Origin of the sequence: Polynucleobacter sp. MG-28-Ekke-A2 (assembly GCF_035012985.1) — a bacterium.
GTDB lineage: Bacteria > Pseudomonadota > Gammaproteobacteria > Burkholderiales > Burkholderiaceae > Polynucleobacter.
Window position 1 is genome coordinate 1 of sequence record NZ_JAYGQU010000007.1, and the last position, 13,663, is coordinate 13,663.

Consider the following 13,663-nt stretch of genomic DNA (forward strand, 5'->3'; position numbering starts at 1 on the left):
ATACATCCACTACTACAACCATGATCGAATCAAGCAAAAGCTAAAGGGATTAAGTCCGGTGCAATACCGAACTCAATCCCTCGTGCTAACCTAACTAAACTGTCCAACTACTGGGGGTCAGTTCAGAAGGTGGTTTTCTTGATACTTGGCGGAAGAGGCGGGATTCGAACCCGCGGTAGGCTATTAACCTACGCACGCTTTCCAGGCGTGTGACTTAAACCGCTCATCCACCCTTCCGGAACCGATGATTATACGATTCCCTAAGGGATTTGGTCTAAATCTCGATTTAGCTTATTACAGAGACTCTTTTAGCTGGTCCAAGATGTGTGGATTTTCCAGGGTGGAGGTGTCTTGAGTTACTTCCTCGCCTTTAGCAATCACACGCAAGAGACGGCGCATGATCTTACCGGAACGGGTCTTAGGCAAGTTATCACCGAAACGAACATCTTTAGGCTTAGCGATCGGACCGATCTCCTTGCCTACCCAGTTACGCAGCTCAGTAGCAAGCTTCTTGGCTTCATCACCAGTTGGGCGACCGCCCTTCAGAACGACGAAGACGCAAATGGCTTCACCAGTCAGCTCGTCAGGACGACCCACAACTGCTGCTTCAGCAACCAATGGGTTAGCCACTAAGCAAGATTCAATCTCCATGGTTCCCATGCGGTGACCAGAAACGTTCAATACGTCATCGATACGACCAGTAATGGTGAAGTAGCCAGTATCTTTGTTACGGATTGCACCGTCACCAGCAAGATACAAAGTACCGCCCAACTCTTCTGGGAAATAAGATTTCACGAAACGATCTGCATCATTCCAAATCGTACGAATCATGGAAGGCCATGGACGTTTCACAACCAAGATACCGCCTTGACCGTTAGGAACGTCTACACCAGCCTCATCCACAATCGCCGCCTGAATACCTGGCAATGGCAATGTGCATGAACCCGGAATCATTGGGGTTGCGCCTGGCAATGGTGAAATCATGTGACCGCCAGTTTCTGTTTGCCAGAACGTATCGGCAATTGGGCACTTTGAATTACCAACATGCTCGTAATACCACATCCATGCCTCTGGATTAATTGGCTCACCAACAGAACCTAGGAGGCGCAGTGATGATAAATCGTAGCTCTTTGGATGCACTGCTTCATCATTGCTTGATGCTTTAATCAATGAACGAATTGCAGTCGGTGCGGTGTAGAAAATAGAGGCTTTATGTTTTTGGATCATGTCCCAGAAACGGCCCGCATTTGGATAAGTTGGAACGCCTTCAAATACGATCTCAGTAGCGCCAACTGCGAGTGGGCCATAAGTAATATAAGAGTGACCCGTTACCCAACCGATGTCAGCAGTACACCAGAACACATCGTTAGGCTTAATATCAAAAGTCCACTTCATTGTGAGAATGGCCCACAAGAGGTAGCCGCCTGTTGAGTGTTGTACACCCTTTGGCTTACCGGTTGAACCGGATGTATAAAGAATAAATAATGGATGCTCAGCGCTTACCCACTCTGGCTCGCAAGTAGTAGCTTCGTTTGCTACGATTTCTTGCATCCACACGTCACGCCCTGCTTGCATGGTGACATCAGTACCAGTGCGTTTACTAACTATTACATGCTTAACCTTAGGGCACTCGCCAGTTGAAAGAGCTTCGTCACAGATTGCTTTGAGTGGCAATGCTTTGCCGCCGCGGAACTGTCCATCAGCAGTAATCACAGCAACGGCGCCCACGTCCATAATGCGGTCACGCAATGCTTGGGCAGAGAAACCGCCAAACACGACTGAATGAATTGCGCCGATACGCGCACACGCCTGCATAGCAACAATACCTTCGATGGTCATTGCCATATAAATGATGACACTGTCACCGGACTTAACGCCCATCTTGCGCAGTGCATTTGCCATTTTGCAAACGCGCTCAAGCATCTCTTTGTAAGTTACTTTAGTAACACTACCGTCATCTGCTTCAAAAATGATGGCAGTCTTATCACCTAGGCCGGCTTCAACTTGACGATCTAAACAATTGTAAGAAGCATTGGTAGTTCCATCTTCAAACCATTTGTAGAAAGGCGCCTTGGATTCATCTAAAACCTTGGTAAAGGGCTTTTTCCAATAGAGATTCTCTTTAGCAAGACGACCCCAAAAGCCGTCGTAATCTGAATTGGCTTCAGCACAGAGCTTGTTATAAGCCTCCATACCTGGAATTGCCGCACCCTTTACAAAGTCTGCAGGTGGGTTAAAAACGCGGTTTTCTTGCTTTAATGGTTCCATGCTTCACAGCCCTCTATCTAATAATCAATAATCTAAAATCAACAACAAATGCGAGAAAATGTCGCAGAATGGCATATTTAGAGTCTCAAGACCTTAGAAGATAAGTGAAAACACTTGGGATTTGCTCTATGGCAAACCCTTAAAATAGGGCAAACCTTACTAATAATGTGGAAATAAGCAGATAAACATGACCAATATCAAACAAAACGACCTGATTCAAAGCGTTGCGGACGCATTTCAGTTCATCTCCTACTACCATCCCAAGGACTTTATTACCGCCATGGGCAAGGCTTATGAATTGGAACAGGGTCATGGTGCCAAAGATGCGATTGCCCAAATTTTGACCAATAGCCGTATGTGCGCCGAAGGTCATCGACCCATGTGCCAAGACACTGGTATTGCCGTAGTCTTCCTCAAGATTGGTATGAATGTTCAATGGCCTGATGCAACGATGAGCGTCACAGATATGGTGAACGAAGGCGTGCGTCGCGCCTACCTCAATCCAGACAATATGTTGCGCGCATCCGTTCTAACGGATCCAGCAGGCAAACGTAAAAATACTGGAGACAACACCCCTGCCGTGATCCATTACGAAATTGTTCCAGGCGATGATGTTGAAGTGATTTGTGCAGCTAAAGGTGGTGGCTCAGAAAATAAAGCCAAGATGGTCATGCTCAACCCTTCAGACTCAATCGTCGATTGGGTTCTCAAGACTGTTCCTACGATGGGCGCAGGTTGGTGCCCTCCAGGCATCCTCGGCATTGGTATTGGCGGCACACCAGAAAAAGCCATGCTCATGGCTAAAGAAGCTTTGATGGGTCCAGTTGATATTCAAGAGCTGATTGAGCGTGGGCCTAAAAATCGCGTTGATGAACTACGTCTCGAGCTCTATGAAAAAGTAAACAAACTCGGCATCGGCGCTCAAGGCCTAGGTGGTTTAGCCACCGTGCTCGACATCAAGATCTTGGATTACCCAACACATGCTGCTTCATTGCCTGTAGCCATGATTCCTAATTGCGCAGCGACTCGTCATATTCATTTCCATTTACATGGCGATGGCCCTGCAAAACTCGAAGCACCTTCACTCTCAGATTGGCCAGATGTCACCTGGACACCAGATGTTCAAAAATCCAAGCGCGTGAATTTAGACACCCTCACTGCTGAAGAAGTGGCTGGTTGGAAACTAGGCGAAACACTATTACTGAACGGCAAGATTTTGACTGGTCGTGACGCCGCTCATAAGCGCATTCAAGACATGCTCGCTAAAGGCGAAGAGTTGCCAGTGAGCTTTAAAAACCGCGTGATCTATTACGTTGGCCCAGTTGATCCAGTACGTGATGAGGCAGTTGGCCCAGCAGGCCCTACGACTGCAACTCGTATGGATAAGTTCACCGAAATGATGCTTGCCAAAACTGGCTTGATCTCCATGATTGGTAAAGCTGAGCGTGGGCCTGAGGCGATTGAAGCGATCAAGAAACATAAGTCAGCTTACTTAATGGCTGTTGGCGGCGCTGCGTACTTGGTATCTAAAGCTATTCAAACCTCTAAAGTAGTTGGCTTTGCCGATTTAGGCATGGAAGCCATTTACGAGTTTGATGTCAAAGACATGCCAGTAACTGTTGCAGTGAACTCAGAAGGCATCTCAATGCACAATGAAGGTCCACGTGAATGGCAAGCGAAGATTGCTGGTATTCCAGTCAAGATTGCTTAACGCCCTAACAACTTCATTACAGAGTAAGCATAGTCAACATTGGCACTCATCGGGGTATTTGATTCTGGCGTTGGAGGCTTATCCGTATTGGATGAGGCTCTGCGTCAGCTTCCCCAGCATGACTATATCTATCTTGCCGACTCAGCCAACGCGCCTTATGGCGAAAAATCGAGCGACTGGATTACCAAGCGCAGCCTCGCCCTTTGCAGCTATCTAACCAACAAAGGGTGTGACGCTATCGTAGTTGCTTGTAACACCGCAACTGCTGAAGCGATTAAAAAAATTCGGGCAGCGATTTCTATCCCGATCATTGGGGTTGAGCCAGGCATTAAGCCAGCAGCCATGCAATCGCAAAACAATATTGTGGGCGTCCTGGCTACAGAGGCGACTCTCAAGAGCGATAAGTTCAATGCCTTATTAAATACCTTGCCAAATGATTGTCAGTTCATTAAACAAGCTGGCGCAGGATTGGTGCCGTTGATAGAGTCTGGTAAAGCGGATAACGAAGAAACCTTAGAGTTGCTAGCAAAACATCTTGTGCCCATTCAGGATGCTGGCGCCGATACCTTGGTGCTAGGCTGCACGCATTACCCTTTCTTGAGGAAAGCTATTCGTAAACTGCTAGGCGAATCTATTACGCTGATTGACACCAGCGATGCTGTGGTTAGGCAGCTCAAAAGACAACTTGAGAATCTTGAAGATACAAGCTCTAGTAATGAACATGGAGCAATACTATTCCTGAGCAGCAAGAATGAAGAGTCACTATTGCTCATGGCGCAAGATTTAATGTCTGCCGATTTAACTTCGCATACAGTTGAAGCGCGCATCTTGGGTGAAATAAAATGAGCGCCTTTCTGAAAAAGTTAGACGATTTTCTACCGTTCAATAAATCTGAACGCATCATTATTGGCATCGTAGTACTTTTGCATGCTCTTCCTGCGCTCGAGTTTTTATACTTTAGTCAGCGCCCGCCGCAAATGGATGATGAGCGTGTCATGGCGAATTTGGTGAGCCCGGAGGCATCCACAGCCCAACAGCCGCCAGCCGCTGCTCCGCCAAAGCCTAAAGAGCAGAAAAAAGTAGTTAAAGAAAAACCGAAAGAGAAGTCTTCAGATAAGCCCAGTCCAACTCAAGCACAGCAGACGCCACAGCAAAACCAAGCACAGAGCAAGTCTGAATCTCAGTCGCCAACTCAATCGCAGACCCAAAACGCTGCTGTAGCCCCTGCTACTAGTGGGGGTGCTAGCGGCACACCTATTCAGACTGACATTGGTAAACTGGTTGTGGTTTATCAGCCTGATGCAGATGCCTATTACCCATCATTCTCAAAGCGTTCTGGGGAACAAGGTACAGTGGTAGTGCGCTTAATTATTGATGAAAGTGGCAACGTAGAAGATGTAGCATTACTTCAATCGAGCACCTTCCCCAGACTAGATCGCGCTGCAACCGATATCGGCAAACGTTATCGCTTTAAACCTTTTTTAGTAAATGGTTCACCCCAAAGAATTTCCACCAATCTTTTAATCAAATTTAATCTCAAGAATTAATCAATATGAATACACCATTTGGCATTGCAAATCTCTGGCTTGAAGGCGATGTGATTACACGATTTGTAGCAATTGCCCTGCTCATCTGCTCTATTGTGACTTGGGTCATTTTGCTCACTCGACTTTGGGATTTACGTAATCTACGCAAACTCAAACCTGAACTTGAGCAATTCTGGCGTGCCACTTCATTTGATCAAGGCTTACAAGCATTTAGCAATCATGCTATCAACCCTTATTACCAAATTGCTAAGTCAGCAACCAAAGCATCTGCGCATCATCAAAGTCAATCGACCAACCACCGTGAATTACTGCAAACACTGAACTACTCTGAGTGGATGGCAAGAAGCCTTAAAAATAGCGTTGACAGCATTGCAGCGGGATTGCAGAAGGGCTTAACCTTCTTAGGATCTACAGGCGCTATCGCTCCATTTATTGGTTTGTTTGGCACCGTGTGGGGTATCTATCATGCCCTGATTGCCATCAGCAGCTCAGGAAGCGCACAACTTGATCAAGTAGCCGGCCCCATTGGCGAAGCGCTCATCATGACTTCCCTTGGTCTTGCGGTTGCTATCCCTGCCGTTTTGAGTTTTAACGCCATTAATCGCGCCAATAAATTATTTGTTGCTGACCTCAATCGCTTTGGCAATGATCTATTAGCCTACTTCGTTACTGGTGCCCGCGTTAACTCCGGAGAATAGTCATGTCTTTTCATATCCAAGACGATCAAAACGACGACAACATCATGTCGGAAATCAATATGACGCCGATGGTGGACGTCATGTTGGTATTGCTGATTATTTTCATCATCACACTACCGGTGATTCAGCAGGCAGTGAAGGTAGAACTTCCTAAGGCCAATAGCGTACGCAACGAAGTAAAGCCTGAGTCAGTTCAGCTTTCAATCGATGCTAATGGTCAAATCTTTTGGAATAGCACTCCGATCGATTTAAAGACCTTTGATGGCTATGCTGAAAAAGCTGCCCAGAAAGACCCTCAACCAGAAATTAATCTTCGAGCTGATAAATCCGTGAAGTATGAATATGTTGCGCAGGTGTTGGCTGCATCGCGCCGCGCTGGCTTAACTAAGCTTGGGTTTGTGACAGAGCCAAACTAAGCTTTACTTAGTCCTGTATGGCGCTTTCGAGGGAAAACAAGTTTCTTCACTAGTGTGCGTGCCGTTTCCAATAGTTGCGCCCAAAATACCACCCTGTATTTTCTCGACCTTCTTGAACTTGCCAGTTACTGGGTCAAGGGTAATGTTGGTGATGACATTACCTGCAGGATAAGAAACCCCCATAATTTCTTCAGGCTGAAAATTTGCCTCTATCAATATCAAAATATTGGGTCGTGCCAAGGTGATGCTCTTGACGACTTGTGTTCCATACATATCTGACTGATCTAGGTCGCGACCATCTAAAAATAGCTTGGCTTTTTGAGCGCCCGAGGCGAGCATCAATTTCATCTCATACTCTTCGGTGTAGCCTTTTTCTGTTCGCTTGCAATTAAATTCCAGAACGTCAACACCCCATGCGAGAGATGAAAAGATCAAGCTTGAGCAAATGAGAAGTTTGGGTAAATTCATAAACGAGGTAGAAGTGTCTTTGGTGCCCGAGGCCGGAATCGAACCGGCACGACTTTTTTGAGTCGGCAGATTTTAAATCTGCTGTGTCTACCGATTTCACCACTCGGGCTCGCATCAACAATAAAGCCGTGCTAAATAAATCAAGACAAGCGAAATTTTAGCACGCAACCCCTTTATAAACCCCTGGAGCCCCTTTTGCCCCGCTAACCAAGGGTAGACCGAATAAAACATCTAAAATATCCTCATGAATTTACTGGCTAAATCATCGGGTCTCGGCAAGCTTTTACGGGCTGGACTGTGGCTAATAGGGCTATGTCTCGTAGCGAGCTTAGTAGCCACTCTTGCCTATTTATATTCGGCCCAATCCAATATCTCCGGCAAACGCGCAATTAAAAGTCTGGGTGATTCTGTTGCCATTACCTTTGATGAGTCTGATATTCCACATATCAAAGCAAAAAGCCAGGCAGATGCCTACTTTGCCTTAGGCTACCTCCACGCTAGTGAACGCTCCTGGCAAATGGAAATGAATCGACGCATTGCGAGCGGTCGACTTTCAGAAATCTTGGGTAATGACACTGTAAAAATTGATCGCTTTGTTCGCACCCTCGGCATCAAGCGTGCAGCTGAACGTCAATTTGATCGCTACCCCGTTTCCGCCAAACGTTTATTGCAAGCCTATGCCGACGGCGTCAATGCTGGCAATGCGCAATTAGGCTGGGCTCTCCCAGTGGAGTATTTCTTAACAGGTTCAAAACCAGGCCATTGGTCACCAACAGATAGCGTCGCCTGGATGCTCATGATGGCGTATGACCTAGGCGGAAATTGGCAGAAAGAATTACAAAGACTAGAGCTCTCCCAATACCTTAGCACCAAACAAGTATGGGAAGTGATTCAGCCCTATGAGAATGACGAGCCCGTCAGCAATGCAGATTTTTCTAAGCTGTATAGGGAGTTGAAAGTCTTTCATCCCGCTCCCGGTCCAGCAGAAAGTAAGCCTCAGAACTTGCCTGCAACCGAGTTGAGTCAGTTAGATCAAATGGGAGCAAGAGACGGTATCGGCTCCAATAACTGGGCTTTGAGCGGCAAGTTAAGCACCTCTGGCAAGCCATTATTGGCTAATGATCCGCATCTGGGGCTATCCGCCCCTGCTGTCTGGTACTTCGCCCACCTAGAAGCACCTGGTTTAAATGTGATCGGCGGGACCCTCCCCGGCATACCTGCAGTTGTTTTGGGTAGAACAGATAAGTTTGCATGGAGCTTTACTAATACTGGACCCGATGTTCAAGATTTATACATTGAGCAAATTGACTCCAAGAATCCGGGCATGTATCGAGGTCCTGATGGACCACTTCCGTTCAAAGTGCATCAAGAGATTATTGACATCAAAGGATCCCCTTCTCTAACTTTCTTAGTAAAGGAAACTCGACATGGTCCTGTCATCTCGGATTCCCATGCAAAAGCCAAGCGTACGATTGATACAGATCGTTTTGCTCTTGCCTTGCGCTGGACGGCGCTCGATGTTGAAAACCAATCGGTTGCTGGCTTGATGGATATGAATCGTGCAGCTGATCTTGACCAATTTAAACAAGCTCTACGAAAAAATTATGCCCCGATGCAAAACGTGGTGATGGCAGATACAGAAGGTAATATTGCCTATCAGGCAGCGGGAGTAGCCCCCAAAAGAATTCTGCACCAGGGGCTTTATGGGGTGGCGCCAGCTCCTGGCTGGGAACGTCAGTATGACTGGAATGGCTATGTCCCCTTTGAACAACTCCCCGCCAGCAACAACCCAGAGCAAGGCTGGATAGCAACCGCCAATCAAAAAATTATTGCAGCCAATGATCCCAACCCTTTAACTGGCGACTGGGACTTACCAACCCGTTATGACCGCATAGTTGACCTCATCAAATCTAAGAGCACCCATTCGGCTGATGATATGAAAATCATGCAAGGCGATACCCTATCGCTTGGGGCAACACCATTATTAGAACTATTTAAGGCCAGCCAAAGCTCTCATCCCTTAAGCATGCAAGCAATGGAGATTGGTAAAAGTTTTGATGGCAATATGAAAGTAGATAGCGCAGGCGCACTTATTTTCAATGCCTGGGCGGACCAATTAACGCGCAATCTCTTCTCTAGATTGAGTTACCTATTTACTGAAAATTATGGAGCACGTAACTACCGCGCCCCACTAATACAGCAAGTTACAAATCCCAACAGTCCCTGGTGTGATGATCCAAAAACTGAGAAGATTGAATCCTGTCAGGAGTCCTCCAATCAGGCGCTTGATAAAGCCTTGGATTACTTAAGCAAGGAGTTTGGCAACGATCCTAAATCTTGGGCCTGGGGCAAGGCGCATATCGCCGTCTCTGAGCATCGTCCATTTAGCAAGGTGCCGCTACTTGGAGATTTATTTAATATCAAAACGCCCTTCCCTGGAGATAGCTTTTCAGTCAACGTGGGGCGCCTTGAACTTTTGCAGTCCGAGAACCCCTATGAAACACTGCAGGCCCCAAGCTTGCGGACAGTCTATGATTTATCGAATCTGGAGAAATCACTCTTTGTATATCAGACAGGCCAATCTGGATGGGTGCAAAGTAAGCTCTATCGCAATATGAACTCGTTGTGGGCCAATAATGAATATCTCCCGCTGCAGATGAAGCCAGAAAAGACTGGTCGACAGCTCGAATTGATGAATAAATAAGCATTTAGATAAACGCTAAAAATCTCACGGCTGCTATTCATGGCAGGTAAAATGTGATTATTGTGACCAGAAATTTTAAAGGGCCTTTCATGAAAAAATTATCTTCTCTGCTTGTTCTAGCCACCACCATAATTTGCTCTCCCAACGCATTTGCAGAATGGCAAGAGATCGGCAAACCTGATGCTTTCACTCTTTACGTAGACGCAGCTACGATTCAAAAGCAAGGCGATAAAGTACAAATTATGTCTTTATTGGATTTCAAAAAACCTGGACAAAATCCAAAAACTAAAGAGACTGCAAACTCCCTTATTGGCCTTAACGAATTTGATTGCAGCGCCATGAAATATCGCCCTATCGAATTTAAAGTCTTTTCCGGGAACATGGGCAAAGGCAAAGTGGTAGAAGAACAAAAAACTCCAGATAGCTCTTTTGAAACCATTGAGAATGGATCTTGGCCAGCCGGAGTCTTTAACGTTGCTTGCCGGACAAAGTAAAACAGGCTTATTAACGCTAAAGGCGATTGTCTTAGCAGTCTTAGGTATCTCGGTTTTTTTTATTAGCGGATGCGCTGCGCCTTTAGCCGCTTTAAGTAGCTCCAGTACGGCAGCTGCCAGCGCTGTTGGAACTGCTGCTGTAGCCAATCCTGGAACAGCGGTTAGCCTTGCATCAACTGCAGCTACAGGCAAGTCCCCTTTGGAACATGCTGCATCCGCTGCTACCAAAAAGGAATGCAGCTTCTTTAATGTGATTGGCTCAAAACCTATCTGTATTGAAGTTGTCCTGCCAACGATTACTGACAATAGCGAGCCCTTATTGGGACCCGCGGATTCGCTTCAAAAATCCCCCCATTAATAACTGAATCACTTATCCCCAAGCAGCGGGATAACAGATTAAAATTGCCAATTACAAGCAATCTACTAACAATTTCATATGATCACTGAAAACTATTACCTCACCCTCACCTGCCCCAATAAGCCTGGCATTGTTGCCGCGGTCTCCACTTATATATTTGAACTGGGCGGTGACATTGAAGAGGCTCAACAGTTTGATGACAAAGCGTCAAAGCGTTTTTTTATGCGCGTCAGCTTTAGTTGTCCTGCGAATGTAGATTCACTCCGAGCCGGCTTTTTAGAAATTGCAAAGCGTTTTGAACTCACCTGGGAATTGCGTGCAGTAAAAGACCTCAAGCGAGTATTAATCATGGCCTCCAAGCTAGATCATTGCCTAGTTGACCTTCTCTATCGCTGGCGCATTGGTGAATTGCCAATGATTATCTGCGGTATCGTCTCCAACCATCCTCGCGAAGTTTATGCAAGCATCGATTTTGCGGATATCCCCTTCTACCACTTACCAGTCACACCTGAAACCAAGCCAGCTCAAGAAGCCAGACTTCTCGAAATCGTTGCCGAGTCGAAGGTTGATATGGTGATTTTGGCACGCTACATGCAAATCTTGTCGGATGATCTATCTACCCAACTATCTGGCCGCTGCATTAACGTACATCATTCCTTCCTACCTAGCTTTAAGGGTGCCAAGCCTTATCACCAAGCACATGCGCGCGGCATCAAACTGATTGGTGCTACCGCCCATTTTGTGACCAGCGATCTGGATGAGGGTCCGATCATTGAACAAGACGTGACCCGCGTTACCCATGGCGATGCACCAGATGATTTAGTACGTAAGGGTCGAGATTTAGAGCGCGCCGTTCTCTCAAGAGCATTACGTTACTACCTACATGACCGCGTTCTCATAAATGGAGCAACTTCAGTAGTCTTTTCTGATTAACTGAGGAAAAACTTTTGCTAAGGCCTCACCCCTGGAGATTCTAGGGGTAGACCTCTAGCTCGCCACATCAGAAACAGCTCTAACTGCGCCATCTCTGGCGAACCATATTCAAATTGTTGGGCTCTTACACCGCTCATGCAGTTGCGTAGGCGCCTTTGCAATGAACCTAAGGTTTGCCACTCCAAGCGATATATTGGGTAGGCATTGGGATGCCCTTGAGGTATTGGGCTACCACCCAGCTTAAGACCCGCCCTGTCCTCATGGCATTGCGCACAAGATAAATTGAGCTGTCCCATACGCTCGTTAAAAGACTGCCTACCCTTTTTTAAAAAAGGTGCGTTAACAGAGTTTTCATTAACTGCAATTGGCATGCCTTTGGATTGAAACGCAATGAAGGCTGTTAAAGCTAGCAGATCTTTACTCTCATAAGCTAAAGCGGGGGCTGATTGAGTGCCAACTCGACACTGATTAATTTGCCCCTCTAGGGTCTGGAGTTTGCCTTTGATCACTTTCGGATATTGTGTCGCTACACCCCGCATGGATTTTTTTGCATCGCCATGGCAGGTACTACAAGAATTATTTTGTGGGCCAAGCTTCTGTTGCCATAAACTTTCGCCATCACCAACCCAGAACATTGCCGGATTGAATGAAGGATCATCCTGCATTGCCTTGTTCTCAGCAGACATTAATTCATAACTCGATTGCTGTGATGGCGGCACTGCTTTGGCTACCCCCATTGGTATAAGGTTAGCAAGCATTAAATAAATACTGCTTAGGAATAAAGATGTCTGCTGATTCACGAAACAGTAATGTGAGACTGGTTTACCGCCTCGTACCCATTATCCCCAACCCATCTAAATTCAAGGGTTCCGGACTCAACAGCGATCGTAGCAAAGATGATTAAGGGATTAGCCCCAATCCCTGAATAGAAATCCGCTTTAAACACTTCCACAGTGTTGTAGGTACAGGTAAAGGTGCGAATGATGTCGCGTGGAATGGGCTTACCGCCCTCGGTATATCGAAAACCAGACTCCATATCATGCTGCGCAATTGCGCGAATCTCAATAATGGAATCTTTTTTTGCCGTCGACGGCATCGTAATGGATGTACGGGAAGTTTTACTCATACCATCTCCGTACATGCGGAAAGGGTTACCAAGGTTTCGGCGGAACCCTGCCAAAAACTACCATTACTCATCTGTGCAATAGCCCATACCTTCTGACTATCAGCTAAACGGACGCGAGTCGTAATATTGGCAGTTCCTGAGCGAGGGGTAAGGTACACGGTAAAGATATTGGGCAAAGGATTACCCTCGGCAATCACATATATGGTCTTGACGTAATCATTGGCAGTCATCGGACTATCTACGCTGACCTTCAAAACCACTAGATTGCCGTTCTCCACCAGCGGGGGAATAGTTAGAGCAACCTTACCCTCCCGAATAGTAGCGCCACCAACAATTTTTTTAATGGCTTCATTTGCATCCTCTTTTTTAGAAAAGGCTGTTAAAGGATTTGCTAGCAAGCCAAGGGCTATCAGTCCAAGACCTTGAACTTGCTTAAGCCATTTCCGGCGATGCTGGTAAATAGTATTTTTCATCTTAGTTACAGTTAGTTTTGATTATTCAAAGTCATTAAGAAAGCGATCACATCTTCGATCTCTTGGCCACTCAATATGGTTTGACCAACAAATTTAGGGGCTACACGATTGAGATGGCTTGTTTGATAGTAGGCTGGCATGATCGTTTGTGGATTGAAATGCGCTGCATTCACAATACGCGCCCTTAATTGAGGCGCATTTAACCTCGCTACGCTTGCCTTCAATTCAGGAGCTAAGTTTCCTTGAAAGCGCTCTTCTGGAAAGGGGCCGCTATGACACAACAAACATAAACCTGTTTGACGACTTGCTACGATTGCTCTGCCACGTATTGGGTTGCCTACCTCAGAAGAAAGGGATTCGAAAATCGAATCCCCCGTAATTACTTGAGCATGCACAGCATTCAGATTGAGGATGACTAGCCATAAAAACGCTAGTGCAATCCTCTTTCTCATCGACACAACTTCACT

Annotated in this window: 16 protein-coding genes and 2 tRNA genes; 10 read left to right on the plus strand and 8 right to left on the minus strand. The window is 46.3% G+C overall.

The genetic code is table 11. From position 1 onward, the window contains the following. Nucleotides 1–94, plus strand: a 94-nt coding sequence (locus tag VC188_RS05800) for an IS3 family transposase (protein ID WP_216176193.1), incomplete at its 5' end; no start/stop codon positions are given. A 52-nt stretch (nt 95–146) separates the two neighbouring features. Here the strand turns inward: VC188_RS05800 and VC188_RS05805 are convergent. Both VC188_RS05805 and acs read right to left on the minus strand, forming a co-directional pair. Further along, a tRNA-Ser gene (locus VC188_RS05805) sits at nt 147–237 on the minus strand. Between the two features lie 57 nt (nt 238–294). Continuing rightward, entirely contained in the window at nt 295–2,268 is a 1,974-nt protein-coding gene (gene acs, locus VC188_RS05810; RefSeq protein WP_323483327.1) for an acetate--CoA ligase, read from the minus strand. A gap of 187 nt (nt 2,269–2,455) precedes the next feature. Between acs and VC188_RS05815 the strand changes: the two genes are divergently transcribed. The 5 genes from VC188_RS05815 to VC188_RS05835 are packed head-to-tail and all read left to right on the plus strand — an operon-like array spanning nt 2,456 to nt 6,640. Further along, nucleotides 2,456–3,979, plus strand: a complete 1,524-nt coding sequence (locus VC188_RS05815) for a fumarate hydratase (RefSeq protein ID WP_215357025.1) — start codon at nt 2,456–2,458, stop codon at nt 3,977–3,979. Between the two features lie 39 nt (nt 3,980–4,018). Continuing rightward, nucleotides 4,019–4,825: a glutamate racemase gene (murI, locus tag VC188_RS05820; RefSeq protein ID WP_323483328.1), complete on the plus strand. Its 807-nt coding sequence runs from the start codon at nt 4,019–4,021 to the stop codon at nt 4,823–4,825. After that, nucleotides 4,822–5,526 (plus strand): energy transducer TonB, encoded by a 705-nt coding sequence (locus VC188_RS05825; RefSeq protein ID WP_323483329.1) that lies wholly within the window; start codon nt 4,822–4,824, stop codon nt 5,524–5,526. The genes murI and VC188_RS05825 overlap by 4 nt, the downstream gene beginning before the upstream one ends. Nucleotides 5,527–5,531: 5 nt before the next feature. Further along, nucleotides 5,532–6,224, plus strand: coding sequence for a MotA/TolQ/ExbB proton channel family protein (locus tag VC188_RS05830; protein ID WP_323483330.1), 693 nt, complete (start codon nt 5,532–5,534; stop codon nt 6,222–6,224). A gap of 2 nt (nt 6,225–6,226) precedes the next feature. After that, nucleotides 6,227–6,640, plus strand: coding sequence for an ExbD/TolR family protein (locus tag VC188_RS05835; RefSeq protein ID WP_215361198.1), 414 nt, complete (start codon nt 6,227–6,229; stop codon nt 6,638–6,640). 3 nt (nt 6,641–6,643) lie between these two features. On the opposite strand, the gene VC188_RS05840 is transcribed toward VC188_RS05835, so the two are convergent. Further along, nucleotides 6,644–7,108: a hypothetical protein gene (locus VC188_RS05840; protein WP_323483331.1), complete on the minus strand. Its 465-nt coding sequence runs from the start codon at nt 7,106–7,108 to the stop codon at nt 6,644–6,646. Nucleotides 7,109–7,128: 20 nt separating this feature from the next. Continuing rightward, nucleotides 7,129–7,217, minus strand: a tRNA-Leu gene (locus VC188_RS05845). A gap of 135 nt (nt 7,218–7,352) precedes the next feature. Here VC188_RS05845 and VC188_RS05850 point away from each other — a divergent pair. The 4 genes from VC188_RS05850 to purU all read left to right on the plus strand — a co-directional run bounded on the left by VC188_RS05850 (nt 7,353) and on the right by purU (nt 11,597). Next, nucleotides 7,353–9,812, plus strand: a complete 2,460-nt coding sequence (locus VC188_RS05850; RefSeq protein ID WP_323483332.1) for a penicillin acylase family protein — start codon at nt 7,353–7,355, stop codon at nt 9,810–9,812. An 89-nt stretch (nt 9,813–9,901) separates the two neighbouring features. Then, nucleotides 9,902–10,306 (plus strand): surface-adhesin E family protein, encoded by a 405-nt coding sequence (locus VC188_RS05855; protein ID WP_323483333.1) that lies wholly within the window; start codon nt 9,902–9,904, stop codon nt 10,304–10,306. Then, nucleotides 10,257–10,664 (plus strand): hypothetical protein, encoded by a 408-nt coding sequence (locus tag VC188_RS05860; protein WP_323483334.1) that lies wholly within the window; start codon nt 10,257–10,259, stop codon nt 10,662–10,664. Before VC188_RS05855 ends, VC188_RS05860 begins: the two co-directional genes overlap by 50 nt. A gap of 78 nt (nt 10,665–10,742) precedes the next feature. Beyond that, nucleotides 10,743–11,597: a formyltetrahydrofolate deformylase gene (gene purU / locus VC188_RS05865; RefSeq protein WP_323483335.1), complete on the plus strand. Its 855-nt coding sequence runs from the start codon at nt 10,743–10,745 to the stop codon at nt 11,595–11,597. Nucleotides 11,598–11,614: 17 nt separating this feature from the next. Here the strand turns inward: purU and soxA are convergent, their stop codons facing one another. Genes soxA through soxX form a run of 4 tightly spaced genes read right to left on the minus strand, consistent with a single transcriptional unit; the run spans nt 11,615 to nt 13,648 of the window. Further along, entirely contained in the window at nt 11,615–12,355 is a 741-nt protein-coding gene (gene soxA, locus VC188_RS05870) for a sulfur oxidation c-type cytochrome SoxA (RefSeq protein ID WP_323483336.1), read from the minus strand. Between the two features lie 38 nt (nt 12,356–12,393). Continuing rightward, the gene (locus VC188_RS05875; RefSeq protein WP_323483337.1) at nt 12,394–12,723 is read right to left on the minus strand and encodes a thiosulfate oxidation carrier complex protein SoxZ; all 330 of its coding nucleotides are present in this window, start codon (nt 12,721–12,723) and stop codon (nt 12,394–12,396) included. Next, nucleotides 12,720–13,196: a SoxY-related AACIE arm protein gene (locus VC188_RS05880; protein ID WP_323483338.1), complete on the minus strand. Its 477-nt coding sequence runs from the start codon at nt 13,194–13,196 to the stop codon at nt 12,720–12,722. The genes VC188_RS05875 and VC188_RS05880 overlap by 4 nt, the downstream gene beginning before the upstream one ends. Nucleotides 13,197–13,207: 11 nt before the next feature. Next, nucleotides 13,208–13,648 carry a sulfur oxidation c-type cytochrome SoxX gene (soxX, locus tag VC188_RS05885; RefSeq protein WP_323483339.1) on the minus strand — a complete coding sequence of 147 codons (441 nt, stop codon included), beginning with the start codon at nt 13,646–13,648 and terminating at the stop codon, nt 13,208–13,210. Nucleotides 13,649–13,663: the final 15 nt, after the last annotated feature.

Coding starts and splice junctions, on each gene's coding strand:
- acs (WP_323483327.1), bottom strand. CDS start 2,268: ATGGAACCATTAAAGCAAGAAAACCGCGTTTTTAACCCACCTGCAGAC.
- VC188_RS05815 (WP_215357025.1), top strand. CDS start 2,456: ATGACCAATATCAAACAAAACGACCTGATTCAAAGCGTTGCGGACGCA.
- VC188_RS05825 (WP_323483329.1), top strand. CDS start 4,822: ATGAGCGCCTTTCTGAAAAAGTTAGACGATTTTCTACCGTTCAATAAA.
- VC188_RS05830 (WP_323483330.1), top strand. CDS start 5,532: ATGAATACACCATTTGGCATTGCAAATCTCTGGCTTGAAGGCGATGTG.
- VC188_RS05835 (WP_215361198.1), top strand. CDS start 6,227: ATGTCTTTTCATATCCAAGACGATCAAAACGACGACAACATCATGTCG.
- VC188_RS05840 (WP_323483331.1), bottom strand. CDS start 7,108: ATGAATTTACCCAAACTTCTCATTTGCTCAAGCTTGATCTTTTCATCT.
- VC188_RS05850 (WP_323483332.1), top strand. CDS start 7,353: ATGAATTTACTGGCTAAATCATCGGGTCTCGGCAAGCTTTTACGGGCT.
- VC188_RS05855 (WP_323483333.1), top strand. CDS start 9,902: ATGAAAAAATTATCTTCTCTGCTTGTTCTAGCCACCACCATAATTTGC.
- VC188_RS05860 (WP_323483334.1), top strand. CDS start 10,257: ATGGATCTTGGCCAGCCGGAGTCTTTAACGTTGCTTGCCGGACAAAGT.
- purU (WP_323483335.1), top strand. CDS start 10,743: ATGATCACTGAAAACTATTACCTCACCCTCACCTGCCCCAATAAGCCT.
- soxA (WP_323483336.1), bottom strand. CDS start 12,355: ATGCTTGCTAACCTTATACCAATGGGGGTAGCCAAAGCAGTGCCGCCA.
- VC188_RS05875 (WP_323483337.1), bottom strand. CDS start 12,723: ATGAGTAAAACTTCCCGTACATCCATTACGATGCCGTCGACGGCAAAA.
- VC188_RS05880 (WP_323483338.1), bottom strand. CDS start 13,196: ATGAAAAATACTATTTACCAGCATCGCCGGAAATGGCTTAAGCAAGTT.
- soxX (WP_323483339.1), bottom strand. CDS start 13,648: ATGAGAAAGAGGATTGCACTAGCGTTTTTATGGCTAGTCATCCTCAAT.